Genomic DNA, 21,080 nt, shown 5'->3' on the forward strand with positions numbered 1-21,080 from the left:
GTCCGGTGGGGAGCCTCCCGTCCGTCGTCGGGGGACGCGACCGCCCCTAGACCGCCGCCACCGCGCGCTGCGTGAGCAGGTCGTTCTGGTCGGTCTGGATGCAGGCGACGCCGCGCCCGTGCACGTCCCGCAGGGCGGGGTCGACCGTGCGGCACTGTTCCTTGCGGCGGTCGTCCAGCAGCTGGTACAGCGGGCACCGCGTACGGAACCGGCAGCCGTCGACCCGTTCGGTGGGCGACGGCAGGTCGCCGTCGAGCAGGATCCGGCCGCGCGCCGCCTCGGCGGACGGGTCGGGCACCGGCACTGCGGACAGCAGCGCCCGCGTGTACGGGTGCTGCGGGTCGTCGAAGACCGCGTCACCGCTGCCGTACTCGACGATGCGACCGAGGTACATCACCGCGACGTCGTCCGCGATGTGCCGGACGACGGACAGGTCGTGCGCGACGAACAGGTACGACAGGCCGAGTCGGTGCTTGAGGTCCTCGAGCAGGTTGATGACACCGGCCTGCACCGAGACGTCGAGGGCCGAGACGGGCTCGTCCAGCACCAGGATCGCGGGCTCGACGATCAGCGCACGGGCGATCCCGATCCGCTGGCGTTGGCCGCCGGAGAACTCGTGCGGGAACCGGTCGATGTAGCTCGGCTCGAGGCCCACGAGCGCCAGGGAGTCCTGCACCCGTCGCCGGATCTCGTCCTTCGGCACGCCCTGCACCGTCAGGGGCTCCCCGATGACCGAGCCGATGTCGAGCCGAGGGTCCAGCGACGCCATCGGGTCCTGGAAGACGACCTGGATGTTGCTCCGGAGCGCCAGCCGGTCCTTCTTGCTCAGCGTCGCGGTGTCGACGCCGTTCACCGCGATGGTGCCCTGCTGCGCGCCCGCGAGTTCGAGGATCTCCATGATGGTCGTCGTCTTGCCGCAGCCGGACTCGCCGACCAGGCCGAGGACCCTGCCGCGCTTGAGCTCGAGGGAGATCCCGTCGACCGCGTGGACCTCGCCGATCCGCCGGCGGAACACCGCGCCCTTGGTGAGCGGGAAGGTCTTCACGACGTCGTCGAGGCGCAGGACCACGTCGTCGCCGTGGTCGGTCGCCGCTTCTTCGATCTCCTCGGGACGGGGGAAGATCTCGGACCGTCCGAGCGTGCCGGCGGCGATCTCGTCGCGGCGGATGCAGGCGGCGGTGTGGTCCTCGAGCACGGCGGGGGCGGAGACCATCGCGCCGGTCGGCAGGTCGGCGATGCTGCCGGCGCCCGCGTTGGTGATGCTCGGCGACAGCAGCGCGGGCTCGCCGTCGCGGCAGGCGTCGATCACCGCGGGGCACCGGTCCGCGAAGGGGCAGCCGGTGGGCTTCTGGGTGAGCAGGGGCGGTCGGCCCTCGAGCGGGACGAGGCGTTCGGTGCGCGGTGCCGTCATGTTCGGCATCGACCGGAGCAGGCCGATCGTGTACGGCATCACCGGCTCGCGGAAGAGCGTGTGCACCGGCGCGTTCTCGACGATGCGTCCGGCGTACATCACCGCGACGCGGTCGACGTTGCCGGCGACGACACCCAGGTCGTGGGTGATGAGCACGACGGCGGCCCCGGTCATCTCCTTCGCCGTCTGCAGCACGTCGAGGATCTGCGCCTGGATCGTCACGTCGAGCGCGGTCGTCGGCTCGTCGGCGATGATGAGCTTCGGGTCGTTGGCGATGGCGATCGCGATCATGGCCCGCTGCCGCATGCCACCGGAGAACTCGTGCGGGAACGCGTCCAGCCGTCGTGCCGGGTTCGGGATGCCGACCACCCGCAGGAGCTCCTCGGCCCGGGCGCGGGCGGCGTGCGCGGTAAGCGACCGGTCGTGCAGTCGCAGGCCCTCGACGATCTGCTGGCCGATCGTGTACACGGGCGTCAGGGCCGACAGCGGGTCCTGGAACACCATCGCGATGTCGCGGCCGCGCAGGCGTGACATCTCGCGGTCGTTCATGCCGACGAGCTCCTGGCCGTCGTACTTGATGCTGCCGCCGACCTGGGCCGACGAGGGCAGCAGGCCCATGACGGCCATCGAGGAGACCGACTTGCCGGATCCGGACTCGCCGACGATCCCGAGGAACTCGCCCTGGCGGACCTCGTAGTCGACGCCACGGACCGCGTAGACCGGCCTGGTCTTCGCGTTGAAGGTGACCGAGAGGTCCGAGACGGAGAGCAGGGGGTCAGTCACGGTTGGCTCCGGAGGTCGGGTCGATGGCGTCGCGCAGGGCGTCGCCGAGCAGGCTCGTGGACAGGACGGTCGCGACGAGGGTGGCAGCGGGCAGGACGAACAGCCATGGACGGGTGACCGCGGACTGGCTGCCCGCGGCGAGCAGGGTGCCGAGTGACACGTCGGGCACCTGGATGCCGAACCCGAAGAAGCTCAGGGTGCTCTCCGCCAGGATCATCGCGCCGACGCCCAGCGTGGCGTCGATGATCAGCAGCGACGCGACGTTCGGCAGGATGTGCCGACGGATGATCGTACGGGCCGGGACGCCCATGAACCGCGCTGCCTTGACGTAGTCGCGCTCGCGCAGGGACATCGTCTGCCCGCGGATCACCCGCGCCATGATCATCCAGTTGAAGATGGCGAGCCCGATGATCAGTGCCACCCAGGTCAGGTTCTTGAACACCGGGCTGAGCAGCACCAGCGCGTAGAACGAGGGGATCACGAGCAGCAGGTCGATCGCCCAGACGATCGCCCGGTCGGCGAACCCGCCGAAGTACCCGGCGATCGCGCCGATGACACCGGCGATGAGGGTCGACCCGGGACCGGCGATGAGCCCGATCAGCAGCGACTTCTGCAGGCCGACGAGCGTCTGCGCGTAGATGTCCTGGCCGATGTCGTTCGTGCCGAACCAGTGCGACGCGCTCGGCCCCATGCCGAACGCGAGTCCGTCCGAGTCCACCGCGTTCCAGTGGTAGAGCAGCGGGCCGACGAAGGCCCACAGGATGATCAGCAGCAGCGCCGTGGCACCGATCCGCGCGCGCCAGGTGCCGAGCACCTTGCGCCAGAACGGGACGCGCCGGCTGGTGGCGTCGACGACGTGCGCGGGCACACCGGCGTTGCCGTCACCCGGGTCGCCGGCGGTGGTCGTGGTGGTGGGGTCGAGAACGGACACGGGTCACACCCTCACTCGCGGGTCGAGCGCCGCGTACAGGAGATCGGCCAGCGTCCCGGCGATGAGCACCAGGATGGCCGTGAACAGGATGGTCCCGGCCGCTGCGTTGACGTCGTTGTTGGTGATGCTGGTGACGAAGTACTCGCCCATCCCGTGCCAGCTGAACACGAGCTCGGTCACGCTCGCGCCGGTCAGGATCAGGCCGAACGAGTACGCGAAGAACGTCGACATCGGGATGAGTGCCACCCGGACGCCGTGTCGCATGATCGCCGAACCGCGCGTGCGGCCCTTCGACCGCGCGGTGCGGATGAAGTCGTTCGACAGCACGTCGAGCATCGCCGAGCGCTGGTACCGCGAGTAGCTCGCGACGGCACCGATCGTCAGCGAGATCGTCGGCAGCAGCAGGTGCACCAGCCGGTCGCCGAGGTTCGCGAAGAACCCACCGCCGTAGCCGGGTGTGTACTCGCCCGTGAAGCGGATCACCTGCGTCCCCACGGCGCTGTTCAGCCCGGTCGCCAGGATCATGAGCACGACCGCGATGACGAACACCGGCGTCGCGAGGACCGCGAACGACAGGTAGGTCGAGACCTGGTCGGAGGTCCGGTACTGCCGGACCGCGTTCCAGACGCCGAGCAGCACACCGAGGACCGCGCCCAGCAACGCGCCGATCACCAGCAGCCGCAGACTCGTGCCGGATCGCGAGACGATGTCGGCCGTCACCTCGGTGCTGCGCGTGCTGATGCCGAGCGAGCCCCGCGTGACCAGATCGACCCACCAGTTCCAGGTGCGCACCAGGACGGGGACGTTGGGGTCCGCTCCGAGCTTGGCGAGCGCCGCGTCGATCGTCCCCTGCGGCACGGGCGGGTTCTTGCCGTAGAACCGGGCCGCCGGGTTGAGCGTGGTGCTGGCGAGGATGTATCCGAGCGTCGTCGCGACGATCGTCAGGATCACGTAGTTGACGATCCGTTTCGCGATGAATGCGAGCATTGGCGGTTCCCAGGGGTCGATTGACCGTCCGGCCGGACGGCGCTGTCGGTGGGGACAGCGTAGTCGCCCGACGGCGTGGGCCAGGACGACTTGCGCAACGCTAGACAACGACTGTTACGGCCTTGTTTCGATTCGGTACTGCTGTTCCCCGTGGCGCGCGGCATGTGGCTAGGGTCGACTCCCAACAGCCACGGCGGCGGGGGTCGCCGTGTTCGGCGCGATGTGCGCGACACAACGAAAGGGAATCCTCGCGATGCGAATGAGGATGAAGGCAACGGCCGTACTGGCCCTCGCGGCGGCGTCCGCCGTCGTGCTCGCCGGTTGCTCCGGCGGCGGTGGAACGGCAGGCAACGACAGCTCGGCGGTCGCCTCGTCGTCGCTGAAGTCGACCGGCTGGACCACGGCCGACCGCGACTCGATCAAGGACGGGGGCTCGATCACCCTCCCCATCGACTCCGCTCCCGCCAACTGGCAGCTGGCCAACCTGGACTCCGGGACGGTCGACGACAACACGATCTCCGGCACCTACCTGCCGGGCTTCATCCAGTTCAAGGAGAACGGGGAGTGGGAGCCGAACAAGGACTACGTCGACTCGATCAAGCTGACGAAGGAGTCGCCCCAGACCGTCGAGATCAAGATCAACCCCAAGGCGGTCTGGTCCGACGGCACCCCCATCACCGAGAAGGACGTCGAGGCGAACTGGAAGGCGCTCAACGGCAAGGACGCCGCGTTCGCCCCGCTCGCTACGAACGTCTGGGAGGACGTCGACTCGGTCACGCAGGGCTCCAGCGCCCAGGACGTCATCGTCACCTTCTCGAAGGTGAACGCGGACTGGCCGTCGGTCTTCACGGCGATCTACCCCTACTGGGCAGTGGACACCCCCGACCACTTCAACAAGGCGTGGGCCAAGGGTCCGTACGCGGCTGACGGCACGACGTACGTGTCGGGCGGCCCGTACATCCTGAAGTCCTTCGACACCAACGGCGGTGTCGTGACCTTCGAGAAGAACTCCAAGTGGTGGGGTGACGCACCGAAGCTCGACACGATCATCTTCAAGACGGTGTCCCGCGACGGCGTCTCGCAGGCGTACGCCAACAAGGAGCTCGACGCCTTCAACCTGAACGGCAGCGCGGACAACTACAAGACCGCCAACTCGCGCTCGGACTCCAAGATCGAGCGTTCGCTCGGCACCACGCAGCGGCAGATCACCCTGAACGGCACCGCCGACGTCTTCAAGGACGCCGAGGTCCGTCAGGCCTTCGCCCAGTCGATCAACCGCAAGGTCCTGGCCCAGGCGATCCTGTCGCCGGTCAAGAGCCCCGGTGGGGTGCTCAACAGCCTGGTGTACCTGCCCGGTCAGAAGGGCTACACCGACCACGTCTCGAGCGTGTACGGCTACGACGCCGCGAAGGCGAAGTCCAAGGTCGAGGACGCGGGCTGGAAGATCGGTTCGGACGGCTACGCGACCAAGGGCGGCAAGACGCTCGAGGTCCGGTTCGTGATCCCGTCGGACAACCCGAACTCGGCGAACGTGGCGCAGCTGGTCCAGCAGCAGACCAAGGCCGCCGGCTTCAAGGTGACGATCGACACCGTCCCGACCGATGACTTCTTCACGAAGTACATCACCACGGACGGCCGCGACTTCGACGCGACGTACTTCGCCTGGCAGGGCACGCCGTTCCCGGTGTCCTCGCTCAAGTCGATCTACTACCCGGCCGACGCCGGCCAGAACTACACCGGCGTGACGGACTCGTCGCTCGGTGCGGCCTGGGACAAGGCGAACGCCGAACTCGACGCGTCCAAGCGCATCGACGACGCCAACGCGATCGACAAGAAGATCGTCAAGGTCGCCGGCACCATCCCGCTGTTCGCCGAGCCCTACGCCTGGGGTGTGCGCAAGGACCTGGTGAACTACGGTCCGGCACAGTTCCAGCAGTCCTCGGTCAAGTGGCAGGACGTGGGCTACAAGCAGTAGGCACGACCGGAACGGGGCGCGTCACCGACGGTGGCGCGCCCCGTTCGTCGTTCTCCGGTCGCGTCAGAGCCGCGCGGCCGCCAGTGACGCCGCGACACCGAGGACGACCATCGCCAGGATCGACCAGCCGTGGACCCGGTGCACGATCGGCAGCGCGGCGACGGTTGCCGGGGGCGGGCCGTCCTGCACTGCCACCACGGGGACCCGGGCGAGCACCTCGGCGGCAGCGGTCTCGACGGTTGCCGGCACCGAGCCTCCTGGTCGGTCGATGCGCAGGCGCGCCGTCGGGCGCGGCGCGATCCAGGTGCGTCGGTCAGGTTCGGTGGACTTGACCTCGATGCCGTACTTGGTCCGGATCCCGGTGACGCGGGGCCAGGCGTAGGTCGAGGTCCGGCGGACGTCGACGACGACGAGCGCGTCGGGAGTGAGCTCGAGGCGGGGACGCCACAGCACCGCCCACGCGACGAACGCGACGCACAGGCTCGGGACGGGCACGAGCCACGCCGGGCTCGTGCCCCGGACGACGAAGCCCAGGACGAACAGCACCGCGGCGACGACCCACAGCGCGACGGCGAGCGTCCGCATGCCGGGGGCGACGATCCGCACGACGTCGGGGGCGGGGGAGTCGCTCATCCTGCAATCGTAGGAGGGCGTCCATGAGGACACCTCCCCGGGGACGCCTGCTGAGCGGACGTGAAACGCCTTGCGCGTACCAGCTGGCGACCCGATTCCCCGGGGAGGCAAGTCCGTGGTGGACCTCTCGTACCGACGATGGTGCGCGCCCCCAGAAGTGGTGTCAATACCCCGATCCGAAACGATCCCGGGAGGACACGCCGTCGTTGCGGCGATCGGCCACTCGCTCATCGCGGCAGGGGTCAGGAGAAGAGCTGCGGGAACGCGTGCGCGACGAACGGGTACCCGACGAACACCGCGGCGTCGAGCAGACAGTGCGTGACGATGAGCGGCATGAGCCGCCCCCACCGCGTGTAGATCCAGCCGAACACGATGCCCATCACGGCGTTCCCCACGAAGGCGCCGAACCCCTGGTACAGGTGGTAGCTGCCCCGCAGCAGCGCCGTGGACAGGATGACCTGCCAGCGTCCCCAGCCGAGCTCGCCCAGACGCCGGTACAGGTACCCGATGACGATGACCTCCTCCTGCAGCCCCGACCGGACGGCGGACAGCAGGAGGACGGGGACGGTCCACCAGTACGAGCCGAGGGCAGCCGGGTCGACGTCGACCGTGAAGCCGAGCGCGCGGCCCGTGAAGTACAGCGCCAGCCCGGGGATCCCGATGCCGAGCGCGATGAGCACGGGCAGGCCCAGGTCGGGCTTGAGGCGGAACCGGTCGATCCCGAGCGCGGACAGGTGCGGGCGGGTGCTGCGCCAGAGCAGGAAGCACACGAGCGCGACCGGGGCCAGGTCGACCGCGATGCCCACGAGCTGCCGCGCCAGGTCGACGTACTGCACGGTCGTGGTCGACGTGTTCAGCGCCGTGGACTGCTGGCCGAGGGGGGTCGTCTGCGACAGGTCGTCGATGATCTGCAGGATCGAGTAGAGCGCGCTGCCGCCCAGCGAGAGCAGCAGGACGATCGCGATCTCGGACCACGTTCGCCGTCGGCTCATTCGCTGTACTCCTGTCGGTTGCGCACTACCGGTAGACTGGTGTGTCGGGCGTTCTGCCCGCGGGTGCGGTGCCGTCGACGGCAACTGTGTTGATCGACTACTGGCCCGACACTCTCCCAGAAACTGAAGGATGTCCTGTATGGCGCTCGCCACCCGGTCCGACCTGCGCAACGTCGCCATCGTGGCACACGTCGACCACGGCAAGACCACCCTCGTCGACGCGATGCTCACGCAGACCAACTCGTTCGACGCCCACTTCGAGGGCGAAGACCGCATGATGGACTCGAACGACCTCGAGCGCGAGAAGGGCATCACGATCCTCGCGAAGAACACGTCGGTGCTCTACAACGGCAAGCACGCGACCGAGTTCGGCGCCGACGGCCCCATCACGATCAACGTCATCGACACCCCGGGTCACGCTGACTTCGGTGGGGAAGTCGAGCGCGGCCTGTCCATGGTCGACGGTGTCGTGCTGCTCGTCGACGCGTCCGAGGGCCCCCTGCCCCAGACCCGCTTCGTGCTCCGCAAGGCCCTCGCCGCCAAGCTCCCGGTGATCCTGCTCGTCAACAAGACGGACCGCCCCGACTCCCGCATCGACGAGGTCGTCTCCGAGTCCCAGGACCTGCTCCTCGGCCTCGCCTCCGACCTGTCGGACGAGGTCGACGACCTCGACCTCGACGCCATCCTCGACGTCCCCGTGGTCTACGCCTCTGGTCGCAACGGTGCCGCGAGCCGCAACAAGCCGAACGACGGCGAACTGCCCGACAACGACGACCTCGAGCCGCTGTTCGAGGCGATCCTGCAGCACGTCCCGGCCCCGAAGTACGACGACGAGCACCCGCTGCAGGCACACGTCACGAACCTCGACGCCTCGCCGTTCCTCGGTCGCCTCGCGCTGCTGCGCATCTTCCACGGCACCATGAAGAAGGGCCAGACGGTCGCGTGGGTCAAGCACGACGGCACCGTCGTCAACGCCCGCATCACCGAGCTCCTCATCACGAAGGCGCTCGACCGCTACCCGGCCGAGTCCGCGGGCCCCGGTGACATCGTCGCCGTCGCCGGCTTCGACACGATCACCATCGGTGAGACCCTGACCGACCCCGAGGACGTCCGGCCGCTGCCGACCATCACGGTCGACGACCCGGCGATCTCGATGACGATCGGCACGAACACCAGCCCGCTCGTCGGCAAGGTCAAGGGCCACAAGCTCACCGCCCGCATGGTCAAGGAGCGCCTCGACCGCGAGCTCGTCGGCAACGTCTCGCTCAAGGTTCTCGACATCGGCCGCCCCGACGCGTGGGAGGTCCAGGGCCGTGGTGAGCTCGCGCTCGCCATCCTGGTCGAGCAGATGCGTCGCGAGGGCTTCGAGCTCACCGTCGGCAAGCCGCAGGTCGTCACCAAGCGTGACGAGAACGGCAAGCTCCAGGAGCCGTTCGAGCACATGACGATCGACACCCCCGAGGAGTACCTCGGCGCGATCACGCAGCTCATGGCTGCTCGCAAGGGCCGCATGGAGAACATGACGAACCACGGCACCGGCTGGGTGCGCATGGAGTTCATCGTCCCGTCGCGCGGCCTGATCGGCTTCCGCACGTCGTTCCTCACGGAGACCCGCGGCACCGGCATCGCCAACGCGATCTTCCACGGCTACGACGACTGGGCCGGCGCGATCCAGACGCGCATCAACGGCTCGATCGTCTCCGACCGCTCCGGTGTGGTCACGCCCTTCGCCATCACGAACCTGCAGGAGCGCATGTCGTTCTTCGTGAACCCGACCGAAGAGGTCTACGAGGGCATGGTCATCGGCGAGAACTCGCGCGCCGACGACATGGACGTGAACATCACCAAGGAGAAGAAGCTCACGAACATGCGTTCGGCGAACGCGGACACCTTCGAGTCGATGACGCCGTCGCGGCAGCTGTCGCTCGAGGAGTGCCTCGAGTTCGCGCGTGAGGACGAGTGCGTCGAGGTCACCCCCGCCGCAGTCCGCATCCGCAAGGTCGAGCTCGACGCGTCGGCCCGCCAGCGTTCCTACGCGCGCCTCAAGCGCCAGGACGCGTAGCCGGACAGCACCCCCCCCAGGAGGCCCCGCCTCCGTCCGACGGCCCGGTCACCGCTCCAGGTGGCCGGGCCGTCGGCATGTCCGCCACGTCGTCGACGTGGCCGCCGCGTCGGTGTCGAGGGATACGGTGGATGCCGTGACCCTCGACCTCCTCGCGCTGTACCAGGACCTGCACGCCCACCCGGAACTCGGCTTCCAGGAGCACCGGACGGCCGGCATCGTCGCCGACCGGCTCGCCGACCTGGGCATCGACACGACCACCGGTGTCGGCGGGACGGGCGTCGTCGGGGTCCTGACGAACGGCGACGGCCCCGTGGTGTGGCTCCGCGCCGACATGGACGGCCTGCCGGTCGAGGAACAGACGGGCCTGCCGTACGCCAGCACCCACCGCGGCACGGACGAGACCGGGCGCGAGGTCCCCACCATGCACGCCTGCGGCCACGACATCCACGTGACGTGGCTGCTCGGCACGCTCGAGCGTCTGGTCGCCACGACGGCCGACTGGCACGGCACGGTCGTCGCCGTCTTCCAGCCCGCCGAAGAGGTCATCTCCGGCGCCCGCGCGATGATCGAGGACGGCCTCGTCGACCGGTTCCCCACGCCCGACGTGGTCCTGGGGCAGCACTCGGCTCCGGCGCCGGTCGGCACGGTCGCCGTCGGTTCGGGTCCCGTGATGGCCTCGAGCGACCGCTTCACGGTGACGTTCAACGGACGGGGTGCACACGGGTCCGCCCCGCAGGCCTCGCTCGACCCGATCGTCACCGCGGCGTCGGCGGTCGTCCGGTTGCAGACCGTCGTGTCGCGCGAGGTCGGCCCCAGCGACGCCGGCGTCGTGACCGTGGGCACGTTCCACGCCGGCACCCGGCCGAACATCATCCCGGACACGGCGGTCATCGAGATCTCCACGCGCGCCCGCAACGAGGACACCCGCGCCCGCATCGTCGCGTCCATCGAGCGCATCGTCCGCGCCGAGAGCGACGCGGGCGGGCTCTCGGCCCCGACCATCGAGCGCGCTCCGGGTGCCGACGTGCTCGTGAACGACCCGACGCACGCGGCGCGGGTGCTCGACGCGATCCGCCCGGTCGTCCCGAAGGCGGTCGATCTGGAATCCGGGCTCGCCATGGCGTCCGAGGACGTCGGGCAGCTCGCCACCGCGGCCGGCGTGCCGATCGTCTACTGGTTCACCGGGATCACCGACCCGGAGCTGTTCCGCACCGGTGCTGACATCCCGAGCAACCACTCGCCGTTCTACGCGCCGCAGGCCGACACGGCCATCCCGGTGGGCGTCGACGCGCTCGTCGCGGCGGTCGGCGCGTACCTGCGCTGACGCGCCGGGACGGACAGGAGGCCCTGGTCGCGCCCGACGCACAGGTGACCTTCTCAGGGAACTCAGGCCCGGCCTCCCGGGCAGTCGGTTACGGTCGGCGCATGCGTTCCTCCCTCCGCACCCCGATCGTCGCCGCCGTCGCCGCCGGCATCGCCCTGGCCGGCCTGACCGGTTGCTCGAGTGAGTCGGTCAAGCAGGCCACCGACCTCGGCTCCTCCGTGGCGTCGAGCGTCAGCGACGGCGTGCGGAACATCGACGGCAAGGCCATCGAGCAGGGCATGGCCAACGTCGCCGGCGGCATCGACGGTGCGCTCGACACCGCGCTCAAGGGTGCCGACGTGACGAGCGACGGCCAGGTCCCCGACGGGTTCCCGACCGCGGCCGTCCCGCTGGTGGACGGCACGGTCAAGGGCGGTGGGACCGGCCCGAACGACTCCGGGTGGGTCGTGCAGGTGCAGGCATCGTCCGTCGACGACTTCGCCGCCGCGGCGCAGCAGCTCACCGACGCCGGGTTCACCGAGTCGGCCAAGCGCGCGGACTCCTCGAGCGCGTTCGGGATCTTCCGGAGCGACGACCACCGCGTGGTGCTCACCTTCTCGAAGGGCGACGGCGGCGCGACGGCGACCTACATCGTGACCCCGCGCTAGGCGAAGTACCCTGGGCGTGATGTCCAAGGCCTCCGCGACGCGCCCCGAGCGCGTGCTCCTCGTCCACGCCCACCCCGACGACGAGACCCTGTCGTCCGGCGGGACGATCGCGACCCTGCTCGAACTCGGTGCGCACGTGACCGTCCTGACGGCGACCCGCGGTGAGCGCGGCGAGATGCTGACCGCGTCGCTCGCACCGCTCGCCGGCGACGGACCGCGCGTGGCGGCGCACCGCGAGACCGAGATCCGCGCGGCACTCGCTGCCCTCGGCGGACCCGACCACCTGTGGCTCGGGGGACCGGGCGCTCGCCCGACCGATCTGCCCGAACGGCGCTACACGGACTCCGGCATGCAGTGGGGGCCGGACGGGCGTGCTCAGGCCGCGGACGACGCTCCGGCCGACTCCCTGACGGCTGCCGACCTGGGCGAGGTCGTCGACGACGTCCGTGCCGCGATCCGCTCGACGATGGCGGACGCCGTCGTCAGCTACGCCGACGACGGCGGCTACGGACACCCCGACCACGTGCGGGTGCACCACGCTGCCCGCTACGCCGCCCGTGCCGAGGACGTCCCGTTCTCGATGATCGTCGCCCCCGACGACGCCGCGGGGACCGACCTGACCGTCGACGTCCTGCCCGTCCGGGCGAAGGTCCGTGCGGCGATCGAGCAGTACCGCTCGCAGGTGACCGTCGACCCGGCCGACCCCGCCGACCCGACCGCGCTGTCGTGGGTGATGCCGCACGGCGTCCGGCAGCACGCCCCCGCGGTCGAGGCGTTCCGGCACGACGCACCGGCGGCCGAGCCCGCACCGGAGACGTTCGCCGACATGACCCCGGCGGGCAAGGTGACCTCGGTCGTCGTCGCCGGTGTGCTCGGGGTGCTCGCCGGTGGCCTGGGGACGATCACCCACCAGCAGACGCTCGGCGCGTTCCCGGTCGGCATCGTGCTGACGACGCTCATCGCGGTCGGTCTGACGGTCGGCGTGCGGCTGCTCTACCGGTCCCGTGCGATGGTCGCCGCGGTCGGGATCGGGATCATCGTCGCGACCCAGGTGCTGGTGGCCGTCGGCGGGCAGAGCTCACCGCTCGTGCTGGCGAACGCCGCTGGGTACGTCTGGACCTTCGGACCGGCCGTCATCGCGATGCTGGCGCTCGCGTGGCCGGACCTGTCCGGGTTGCGGGCAGCGCGCTCGGACGCCGGTTCCACGACGTCGACACGCTCGGGCGACGGGTCTGCGACAGGTGTCGCCGCGCGGTCAGGCTCCGCCGCGTCGCACGAGTAGACTCGCAACCGCTCAGTTCGAAGGGAGCACCCCAGCCGTGACCTACGTGATCGCCCAGCCCTGTGTCGACGTCAAGGACCGTGCGTGCATCGACGAATGCCCCGTCGACTGCATCTACGAAGGCGACCGGTCGCTGTACATCCACCCGGACGAGTGCGTCGACTGCGGGGCCTGCGAACCGGTCTGCCCGGTCGAGGCCATCTACTACGAGGACGACCTGCCCGACCAGTGGGCCGACTACTACAAGGCGAACGTCGAGTTCTTCGAGGAAGTCGGTTCCCCGGGCGGTGCCGCCAAGGTCGGCGTGATCCACAAGGACCACCCGGTCGTCATGGCCGAACCGCCGCGCGGCTGAGCCGGACCGTCCCGTGGCGCTCGACCTCCCCGACTTCCCCTGGGACCAGCTCGTCCCCTACAAGACGCGCGCCGCCGGACACGAGGGCGGCATCGTCGACCTGAGCGTCGGTTCGCCGGTCGACCCGACACCCGCCGTGGTGCGCACGGCCCTCGCCGAGGCCACCGACGCGCACGCCTACCCGCAGGTGGCGGGGACCCCGGCGCTGCGTCAGGCGATCGCCGACTGGTACGGCCGCCGTCACGGCGTCACCCTGACCGAGGAGCAGACGCTGCCGACGATCGGCTCGAAGGAGTTCATCGCGGGCTTGGCGCTGTGGCTCGGCATCGGCCGCGGTGACACCGTCGTGTTCCCGGCCGCCGCGTACCCGACCTACGAGCTCGGTGCTGCGCTCGTCGGTGCCACCGCCCTGGCGTCGGACGACCCCGCCGCGTGGCCGGTCGGCACGAAGCTCGTGTGGCTGAACTCCCCGGGCAACCCCGACGGTCGCGTCCTGTCCATCGAGGAACTCCGGGTCGCCGTGGCCCGTGCGCGCGAACTCGGCGCCGTCATCGTCGGCGACGAGTGCTACGCCGAACTCGGCTGGGAACCGCCCTACGACACGCAGCCGACACCGACCATCCTCGACGCCCGCGTGGTGGGGGACTCGGTCGACGGGGTCCTCAGCGTGTACTCCCTCTCCAAGCAGTCGAACCTGGCCGGGTACCGCGCCGCGTTCGTCGCCGGTGACGCCGCGGTCCTGGCCGACGTGCTGGCCGTCCGCAAGCACACCGGCATGATGCCGCCGCTGCCGGTGCAGCAGGCGATGGTGGTCGCCCTCGCCGACACCGCGCACGTCCAACAGCAGAAGGCCAGGTACCGTGCCCGACGCGGCATGCTCCGTCGCGCGCTCGAGGGCGCCGGCTTCCGCGTCGACCACAGCGAAGCCGGGTTGTACCTCTGGGCGACCCGCGGCGAACCGGCGCTCGACACCGTCGCGTGGCTGGCGGACCGGGGCATCCTCGTGGCCCCGGGGACCTTCTACGGCGCGGCCGGCGGCCAGCACGTGCGGGTCGCGCTGACGGCCACCGACGAGCGGATCGCCGCGGCCGCGCAGCGCCTGACGAGCGGCCGTCGGCTCGCCGGCGACTGAACCGCCTGCTCGACGGGGCGTCCGCCAGTGGCGAGTCCCACCAAGTTCCCACCGCCCGGGTGTGCACGAGCGACAGAGCGCACGATTAGGCTGTCCGGTGTGACTGACACTGCCAACGATGCTCAGAAGACGGCCACACCGCCAACGACGCCCGTCCCCGTGAGTCCCGCCGCCGAAGCGACCGAGACCGCGACGCTGACGTTCCCGGGCGGCCAGGCGGAGTTCCCGATCCTGCCGAGCGTCGACGGCGCGTCCACGGTGGACATCTCGACCTTCAAGAAGCAGACGGGGATGAACACCCTCGACTACGGCTTCGTGAACACCGGTTCGACCAAGAGCGCGATCACGTACATCGACGGCGACCAGGGGATCCTGCGCTACCGCGGGTACCCGATCGACCAGATCGCGTCGAACTGCACCTTCCTCGAGGTCGCCTGGCTGCTCATCTACGGTGAGCTGCCCTCCGCGGCGGAGCTCGAGGGCTTCGACGCGCGGATCCGCCGCCACACGCTGCTGCACGAGGACCTCCGCCGCCTGTTCGACGCGCTGCCGCACTCGGCGCACCCGATGTCGGTGCTGTCCAGCGCGGTGAGCGCCCTGTCCACGTACTACGAGGACGACATGGACGTCGACGACCCCGAGAAGGTCGAGCTGCAGACGGTCCGGCTGCTCGCCAAGCTCCCGGTCATCGCCGCCTACGCGCACAAGAAGGCGATCGGCCAGGCGTTCCTGTACCCGGACAACTCGCTGTCGTTCGTCGACAACTTCCTGCGCCTGAACTTCGGCACCATGGCCGAGACCTACCAGCCGAACCCCGTGCTGTCCCGGGCGCTCGAGCGCCTGCTCATCCTGCACGAGGACCACGAGCAGAACGCCTCGACCGCCACGGTCCGTCTGGTGGGCTCGACCAAGGCGAACATGTTCGCGTCGATCTCCGCCGGCATCAACGCCCTGTACGGCCCGCTGCACGGCGGTGCGAACGAGGCCGTCCTCGAGATGCTCCAGCAGATCAAGGACTCCGGCGAGCCCGTGCAGCGCTTCGTCGAGCGCGTGAAGAACAAGGAGCGCGGCGTCAAGCTCATGGGCTTCGGGCACCGCGTCTACAAGAACTACGACCCGCGCGCCAAGCTCGTCAAGGAGAGCGCGGACGAGGTCCTCGAGTCCCTCGGCGTGCAGGACGACCTGCTCGACATCGCGAAGGAGCTGGAGCAGATCGCGCTGTCGGACCAGTACTTCATCGACCGCAAGCTGTACCCGAACGTCGACTTCTACACCGGCATCATCTACAAGGCGATGGGCTTCCCGCCCCGCATGTTCACGGTGCTGTTCGCGATCGGGCGCCTGCCCGGCTGGATCGCTCAGTGGCGCGAACTCAACAACGACCCGCTCAACAAGATCGGTCGCCCCCAGCAGCTGTACGTGGGCGCGCCGAAGCGGGACCTGCCCGGACGCTGACGCGTCGCACCCCGCCACGCCCAGGAGGCCCGGTGCCGGTCCGTGAGACCGGCACCGGGCCTCCAGTCGGTCGGCTCCGCTTGCGGAGGATGCCCGAGGTCGCGCAACGCGCCGCTCAGGTCCGCCGAGAGGTCACGAAGCGTCGCCGCCGGGGCTGCCGAGCGACAGTCTGCGCGACCTCGCCAGACCCGAGCGGCGCGGTCAGGCGTGCAGCGCCGTGTTCAGCTGGATGCCCTCGCCGCGGCGCTGCAGCGCCTCGACCGCACCGGTCAGGCTGTTGCGGCGGAACAGCACGTTCGGCGTGCCGGACAGCTCGGCGGCCTTGATCGTCTTGGGAGTGCCGTCCGGGTTCGGGGCCGCGCCGACCAGGACGACCTTCGTGCCGGCCGTCACGTAGAGACCAGCCTCGACCACCGAGTCGTCGCCGAGTGAGATGCCGAGGCCCGCGTTCGCGCCGAGCAGGGCGCGTTCGCCGAGGGACACCCGGTGCGTGCCGCCGCCGGACAGCGTGCCCATGATCGACGCGCCGCCCCCGACGTCCGTGCCGTTCCCGACGACGACGCCCTGCGAGACACGGCCCTCGATCATCGCGTCGCCGAGGGTGCCCGCGTTGAAGTTCACGAAGCCCTCGTGCATGACCGTGGTACCCGGCGCCAGGTGCGCCCCGAGCCGGACCCGGTTCGCGTCCGCGATGCGGACCCGGTCGGGCGTCACGTAGTCGAGCAGGCGCGGGAACTTGTCGATGGCGTGCACGGCGATGCCGGCGCGCTGGAGCGACGGCCGCAGCCGCGTCAGGTCGGCGGGCAGCACCGGACCGGCGTTCGTCCACGCGACGATCGGCAGGTGCCCGAAGACGCCGTCGAGGTTGATCGTGTTCGGCTGCACGTGCAGGTGGCTGAGCAGGTGCAGCCGCAGGTACGCGTCCGGGGTGCTCGCGGGGGCGGCGGCGAGGTCGATCTCGACGGTCACCGCCTCGATGCGGACGTTCCGGCGTTCGTTCGGACCGATGTGGTCCTGCAGCGCGAGCGGGAACACGGCGTCGGCGGGGAGCGCCCCGAGGTGGGTCTCGGGGAACCAGGTGTCGAGCTCGGTGCCGTCGGCGGCGACGGTCGCCAGTCCGTGGCCCCAGGCGGAGCGCGGGTGGGCGGAGGCTGCGGTCGTGTCGGTCACCGCACCAGGGTAGCGAGGGGGTGGACCCGGCCACCCGTCCGGCTGGACGGGTGCTGCCCGCGTGACCCGAGCCTCCCGGTCGGAGCAGCCGGTCGCCAGGGGCTGCCGATACAGTGACCGCATGCCGGAGCAGCTCGACCTCACCGCCTCGTCCATCGACATCACCCGTGCCATCTGCGACATCGAGTCGGTGTCCGGCAATGAGCAGTCGCTCGCCGACGCGATCGAGGCGACACTGGCGCCGCTCGCACACCTCGAGGTGATCCGCGACGGCGACGCGATCGTGGCGCGGACGAACCTGGGACGGGACCGACGGGTCGTCATCGCCGGGCACATCGACACCGTGCCGTTGAACCACAACCTGCCCACCGAGTTCCGCACCGCCGACGACGGCACCGAGATCCTGTGGGGCCGCGGGACCGTCGACATGAAGGCGGGCTGCGCCGTGCAGCTCAAGCTGGCGTACGACCTGACATCGCCGAGTGTGGACGTGACCTGGGTCTGGTATGACCACGAAGAGGTCTCCGACGCGCTGAACGGCCTCGGCCGCCTGGCCCGCACGCGCCCCGAGCTGCTCGTCGGCGACTTCGCGATCCTCGGGGAGCCCTCGGGCGCGCAGATCGAGGGCGGCTGCAACGGCAACCTCCGCGCTGAGATCCGCGCGTACGGCAAGCGCTCGCACAGTGCCCGCAGCTGGATCGGCGACAACGCGATCCACAAGGCCGCGCCGATCCTGGCCACCCTGGCGGCGTACGAGCCCCGCACGGTCGAGGTCGACGGGCTCGAGTACCGCGAGGGTCTGAACGCCGTCGGCGTCACCGGCGGCATCGCGGGCAACATCATCCCCGACGAGGTCATGGTCCACGTCAACTACCGGTTCGCCCCCTCGCGCTCCGCTGAGGAGGCCGTGGCGCACATCCGCGAGTTGTTCGACGGCTACCAGGTGGACATCGTCGACCTGGCCGCCGGCGCGCGCCCCGGGCTCGACGCCCCGCTCGCGCAGGACTTCGTCGCCGCCGTCGGTGGTCCCGAGCCACGCCCGAAGTACGGCTGGACCGACGTCGCCCGGTTCTCGGCGCTCGGGGTGCCCGCGGTGAACTACGGCCCCGGTGAGCCGGTGTTCGCGCACCACGACGACGAGCAGGTCCCCGTGGCGCAGATCACCGCGGTCGAGGACGGTCTGCGTCGGTGGCTGACGGCCTGAGGACCGGCGCGGTGCCCGTGCACCGTCCGCACGCCCGGACGGTGTGGTGGCGGGCGCGGTACCGGGTCGTGCCGTGGTGGCTGCGCATCACGGTGGTCTACGTGCTCGCCCGGATCGTCACCGGCGCGCTGCTCATGGGGTTCGCGAGCATCCAGGCCGCGAACTCCTTCACGCTGCAACACCCGAAGTACCTGTCCTTCGCCTCGATCTGGGACGGTGCCTGGTACCGCGTGATCGCGACGTCCGGGTACCCGTCGACGCTGCCGATCGACGCGGCCGGACACGTCACCGAGAACGCGTGGGCGTTCATGCCCGCCTACCCGTTCCTGGTCCGGGGGCTCATGCTGCTGACGGGCGGGTCCTTCGAGCTCGTCGCGGTGTCGGTGTCGCTGCTGACCGGCTGGGGCGCTGCACTGGTGTTCCGCCGGCTGATGGGCCGTTTCCTCGACCCGGCACGGGCCACCTTCGCCACCGTGCTGTTCTGCGTCGCACCCGTGTCGGTCATGTTCCAGGTCGCCTACGCCGAGGCGATGGGGCTCTTCCTGCTCCTCGTCGCGCTGCTGCTGCTCGTCCAGCGACGCTTCTGGACGATGCTGCCCGTCGTGCTGCTGCTCGGGATGACCCGACCGACCGGGCTCGCGTTCGCGCTGCTCATGGTGCTGTTCGTCGCGGTCTGGGTCGTGCGCCCGGCGTGGGTGCGGGAACCCGCCGCACCGACGCTCCGTCAGCTGGTCCCGCCCGCCGTGGTCGCCGTGGTGTCGGGGGTGGTCGGGCTGGCGTGGCCGGCCATCGCGTGGGCGATGACCGGCGTGCCGCGCGCGTACACCGACACCGAGCTCGCGTGGCGGTCGTCCTACATCGGGTGGAAGGACCTCGTGCCGTTCGCCCCGTGGGTCCAGGGCTTCGGCTGGTGGTTCCGGCAGCCCGCCGGCACCGTGCTGCTCGTGGTCGTGCTGGTCGGTTTCGCGTTCTTCGTCGCGATGCCCGCGGCACGGCGGATCAACCTGGAGCTCCGGCTGTGGTCGGTCGCCTACCTCGTGTACCTGCTCGCCGTGTTCTTCCCGCAGTCGAGCACGTGGCGCATCCTGCTGCCGATCGCGCCGCTGCTCGGCATCGTGGCACTCCCACGGTCACGCCTGTACCGCGTGGTCGTCGTGGTGCTGTGCGTCGTGCTGCAGTGGGTGTGGCTGTACTACTGCTGGTGGGTCGACGGCTACGACTGGACCCCGCCGTGATCGGGGTCGGCGGGCGCTGACCCCGTGCCGCTCGCCGCCACCGCGTCGTCCGGCCGCCACGCCGCGGCCGCCGTGACCATCGCGTTGACGGTGGCGATGAACGGCACCGCGAAGAAGGCCCCGACGACGCCGGCGATCGTCGTCCCCGCCGTCACGCCGAGCACGACGCCGAGCGGGTGCACCTTGACGGCCGTGCCGGTCAGGAACGGGTGCAGGACGTGGCTCTCGAGCTGCTGGACCAGGACGACGACCCCCAGCATGAACAGTGCGGCGACCCAGCCGTTGAACACGAGTGCGATGACCACCGCGACGGACCCGGCCACGATGGCGCCGACGACGGGGACGAACGCGCCGAGGAACACGATCACACCGATCGGGATGGCCAGCGGGACCTGCAGGATGAGCGCACCGATCACGACACCGAGCGCGTCCGTGACCGCGACCACGAGCTGCACGCGGATGAAGCTCGTCAGGGTGTGCCACCCGGCGTCACCGGCGGCCTCGATGCGGGGCCGCGCCCGACGGGGGAACAGCCGCACGACCCAGCCCCAGATCCGTCGCCCGTCGATCAGCACGAAGATGGTGGTGAACACCACGATGAACAGGCCCTCGAGGGCGTGCACGGCGCCGCTGCCGGCTTCCTGGAACCCGGACGCGATGGACGACGCGTGGGACTGCAGGTAGGCGGAGCCCGTGGACACCCAGTGGTTCACGTCCTTGATCGTGATGCCGAACGGCTCGCTGTCGAGCAGTGCCTGCAGCGACAGCACCGTCTTGTGCAGGCGGTGCTCCAGCGACGGCAGGTCGTAGCGGATCTGCGCGGTCACGATGAGGGCCAGCGTGCCGATCACGAGCACGACGACGACCAGGCTCGACAGCACCGCGAGCCACTTCGGCCACCGGTGGCGCTGCAGGAACGCCGACATCGGGGCGAGCAGCGCGCAGAGCAGCAGCGCGATGAGGAACGGCACCACGATGTCCTGCAGGAGCACGACGAGCGCGACGACGAGGGCCAGTGCCGCGACGACGATCAGGATGCGCCACGAGAAGGCCGCCCCGATGCGCAGACCGGCCGGGACGGCATCGACAGCGGGGTCCACCGGGTTCGGACGTCGCTTGGAGGGGATGATCGGCACACGTACAGCGTAGGAATCCGAGCCGCGAGAACGTCCCGATCAGGACCCCCCAACCTGGGCGGTTTCGCAGTTCGCCCCTCCGTACGGGATAATGGCGTCGCATGTACTGCGCGAAAGGGGACATCTGATGGCAGCAATGAAGCCGAGGACCGGTGACGGGCCGATGGAGGCTGTCAAGGAGGGTCGACTCATCATCGTGCGGGTTCCGCTCGAAGGTGGAGGCCGCCTGGTGGTCTCGGTCAACGACGCCGAGGCCAAGGAACTCCACGACGCACTGGCCGAGGTCGTCTCGGCCTAGGACGTCGAAGCACCACCAACACGCACCACGCACAGGGCCCGGGACACGTCGTCCCGGGCCCTGTG

18 protein-coding genes are annotated in these 21,080 nt (G+C 70.1%); 11 read left to right on the forward strand and 7 right to left on the reverse strand.

Annotated elements, in window-relative coordinates; all coding sequences use genetic code 11:
* Positions 1-46: 46 nt before the first annotated feature.
* From DEJ13_RS04585 to DEJ13_RS04595, 3 genes are read right to left on the reverse strand one after another with little or no spacing between them, the layout of a single operon-like run.
* Positions 47-2,194 (reverse strand): dipeptide ABC transporter ATP-binding protein, encoded by a 2,148-nt coding sequence (locus DEJ13_RS04585; RefSeq protein ID WP_111107289.1) that lies wholly within the window; start codon positions 2,192-2,194, stop codon positions 47-49.
* A complete protein-coding gene (locus DEJ13_RS04590) occupies positions 2,187-3,125 on the reverse strand; it encodes an ABC transporter permease (RefSeq protein ID WP_082517893.1) in 939 nt (312 codons plus the stop codon). The genes DEJ13_RS04585 and DEJ13_RS04590 overlap by 8 nt, the downstream gene beginning before the upstream one ends.
* 3 nt (positions 3,126-3,128) lie before the next feature.
* Positions 3,129-4,112 carry an ABC transporter permease gene (locus DEJ13_RS04595; protein WP_056122234.1) on the reverse strand — a complete coding sequence of 328 codons (984 nt, stop codon included), beginning with the start codon at positions 4,110-4,112 and terminating at the stop codon, positions 3,129-3,131.
* A gap of 259 nt (positions 4,113-4,371) precedes the next feature.
* Between DEJ13_RS04595 and DEJ13_RS04600 the strand changes: the two genes are divergently transcribed.
* The gene (locus DEJ13_RS04600) at positions 4,372-6,087 is read left to right on the forward strand and encodes an ABC transporter family substrate-binding protein (RefSeq protein WP_181437065.1); all 1,716 of its coding nucleotides are present in this window, start codon (positions 4,372-4,374) and stop codon (positions 6,085-6,087) included.
* 63 nt (positions 6,088-6,150) lie between these two features.
* On the opposite strand, the gene DEJ13_RS04605 is transcribed toward DEJ13_RS04600, so the two are convergent.
* Together DEJ13_RS04605 and DEJ13_RS04610 are read right to left on the reverse strand one after the other, a co-directional pair.
* Positions 6,151-6,720, reverse strand: a complete 570-nt coding sequence (locus DEJ13_RS04605; protein ID WP_111107291.1) for a PH domain-containing protein — start codon at positions 6,718-6,720, stop codon at positions 6,151-6,153.
* Between the two features lie 242 nt (positions 6,721-6,962).
* Positions 6,963-7,712: a CPBP family intramembrane glutamic endopeptidase gene (locus DEJ13_RS04610; protein WP_111107292.1), complete on the reverse strand. Its 750-nt coding sequence runs from the start codon at positions 7,710-7,712 to the stop codon at positions 6,963-6,965.
* A 139-nt stretch (positions 7,713-7,851) separates the two neighbouring features.
* Here DEJ13_RS04610 and typA point away from each other — a divergent pair, with 139 nt between their 5' ends.
* From typA to DEJ13_RS04645, 7 genes are all read left to right on the forward strand, one after another.
* Positions 7,852-9,774 carry a translational GTPase TypA gene (typA, locus tag DEJ13_RS04615; RefSeq protein WP_056122222.1) on the forward strand — a complete coding sequence of 641 codons (1,923 nt, stop codon included), beginning with the start codon at positions 7,852-7,854 and terminating at the stop codon, positions 9,772-9,774.
* Positions 9,775-9,910: 136 nt separating this feature from the next.
* The gene (locus tag DEJ13_RS04620; RefSeq protein ID WP_181437066.1) at positions 9,911-11,101 is read left to right on the forward strand and encodes an amidohydrolase; all 1,191 of its coding nucleotides are present in this window, start codon (positions 9,911-9,913) and stop codon (positions 11,099-11,101) included.
* Positions 11,102-11,202: 101 nt separating this feature from the next.
* Positions 11,203-11,748, forward strand: coding sequence for a hypothetical protein (locus DEJ13_RS04625; protein WP_111107294.1), 546 nt, complete (start codon positions 11,203-11,205; stop codon positions 11,746-11,748).
* 19 nt (positions 11,749-11,767) lie between these two features.
* Positions 11,768-13,030 (forward strand): PIG-L family deacetylase, encoded by a 1,263-nt coding sequence (locus tag DEJ13_RS04630; RefSeq protein ID WP_111107295.1) that lies wholly within the window; start codon positions 11,768-11,770, stop codon positions 13,028-13,030.
* A gap of 37 nt (positions 13,031-13,067) precedes the next feature.
* A complete protein-coding gene (gene fdxA / locus DEJ13_RS04635) occupies positions 13,068-13,385 on the forward strand; it encodes a ferredoxin (RefSeq protein WP_056122211.1) in 318 nt (105 codons plus the stop codon).
* A gap of 13 nt (positions 13,386-13,398) precedes the next feature.
* Positions 13,399-14,517: a succinyldiaminopimelate transaminase gene (dapC, locus tag DEJ13_RS04640; RefSeq protein WP_111107296.1), complete on the forward strand. Its 1,119-nt coding sequence runs from the start codon at positions 13,399-13,401 to the stop codon at positions 14,515-14,517.
* A 159-nt stretch (positions 14,518-14,676) separates the two neighbouring features.
* Positions 14,677-15,972: a citrate synthase gene (locus DEJ13_RS04645; protein WP_111107297.1), complete on the forward strand. Its 1,296-nt coding sequence runs from the start codon at positions 14,677-14,679 to the stop codon at positions 15,970-15,972.
* A 201-nt stretch (positions 15,973-16,173) separates the two neighbouring features.
* On the opposite strand, the gene dapD is transcribed toward DEJ13_RS04645, so the two are convergent.
* Positions 16,174-17,142 carry a 2,3,4,5-tetrahydropyridine-2,6-dicarboxylate N-succinyltransferase gene (gene dapD / locus DEJ13_RS04650; RefSeq protein WP_258374125.1) on the reverse strand — a complete coding sequence of 323 codons (969 nt, stop codon included), beginning with the start codon at positions 17,140-17,142 and terminating at the stop codon, positions 16,174-16,176.
* A gap of 121 nt (positions 17,143-17,263) precedes the next feature.
* Here dapD and dapE point away from each other — a divergent pair, with 121 nt between their 5' ends.
* Together dapE and DEJ13_RS04660 are read left to right on the forward strand one after the other, a co-directional pair.
* A complete protein-coding gene (gene dapE / locus DEJ13_RS04655; protein ID WP_111107316.1) occupies positions 17,264-18,346 on the forward strand; it encodes a succinyl-diaminopimelate desuccinylase in 1,083 nt (360 codons plus the stop codon).
* The gene (locus tag DEJ13_RS04660) at positions 18,331-19,581 is read left to right on the forward strand and encodes a putative hexosyltransferase (protein ID WP_258374126.1); all 1,251 of its coding nucleotides are present in this window, start codon (positions 18,331-18,333) and stop codon (positions 19,579-19,581) included. Before dapE ends, DEJ13_RS04660 begins: the two co-directional genes overlap by 16 nt.
* Here the strand turns inward: DEJ13_RS04660 and DEJ13_RS04665 are convergent.
* Positions 19,560-20,717: an AI-2E family transporter gene (locus tag DEJ13_RS04665; RefSeq protein ID WP_111107298.1), complete on the reverse strand. Its 1,158-nt coding sequence runs from the start codon at positions 20,715-20,717 to the stop codon at positions 19,560-19,562. The two genes, DEJ13_RS04660 and DEJ13_RS04665, sit on opposite strands and share 22 nt — an antisense overlap.
* Before the next feature lie 127 nt (positions 20,718-20,844).
* On the opposite strand from DEJ13_RS04665, the gene DEJ13_RS04670 reads away from it, so the two are divergent.
* Positions 20,845-21,015, forward strand: coding sequence for a DUF3117 domain-containing protein (locus tag DEJ13_RS04670; RefSeq protein ID WP_017887054.1), 171 nt, complete (start codon positions 20,845-20,847; stop codon positions 21,013-21,015).
* Positions 21,016-21,080 lie beyond the last annotated feature (65 nt).

This window comes from Curtobacterium sp. MCLR17_007 (genome assembly GCF_003234655.2).
In the GTDB taxonomy this organism is placed as follows: domain Bacteria; phylum Actinomycetota; class Actinomycetes; order Actinomycetales; family Microbacteriaceae; genus Curtobacterium.

Bases quoted from the DNA above. Each gene is read 5' to 3' on its own strand.
- DEJ13_RS04595 (WP_056122234.1), bottom strand. From the start codon at position 4,112: ATGCTCGCATTCATCGCGAAACGGATCGTCAACTACGTGATCCTGACG.
- DEJ13_RS04600 (WP_181437065.1), top strand. From the start codon at position 4,372: ATGAGGATGAAGGCAACGGCCGTACTGGCCCTCGCGGCGGCGTCCGCC.
- DEJ13_RS04610 (WP_111107292.1), bottom strand. From the start codon at position 7,712: ATGAGCCGACGGCGAACGTGGTCCGAGATCGCGATCGTCCTGCTGCTC.
- DEJ13_RS04625 (WP_111107294.1), top strand. From the start codon at position 11,203: ATGCGTTCCTCCCTCCGCACCCCGATCGTCGCCGCCGTCGCCGCCGGC.
- dapE (WP_111107316.1), top strand. From the start codon at position 17,264: ATGCCGGAGCAGCTCGACCTCACCGCCTCGTCCATCGACATCACCCGT.
- DEJ13_RS04630 (WP_111107295.1), top strand. From the start codon at position 11,768: ATGTCCAAGGCCTCCGCGACGCGCCCCGAGCGCGTGCTCCTCGTCCAC.
- typA (WP_056122222.1), top strand. From the start codon at position 7,852: ATGGCGCTCGCCACCCGGTCCGACCTGCGCAACGTCGCCATCGTGGCA.
- DEJ13_RS04605 (WP_111107291.1), bottom strand. From the start codon at position 6,720: ATGAGCGACTCCCCCGCCCCCGACGTCGTGCGGATCGTCGCCCCCGGC.
- DEJ13_RS04670 (WP_017887054.1), top strand. From the start codon at position 20,845: ATGGCAGCAATGAAGCCGAGGACCGGTGACGGGCCGATGGAGGCTGTC.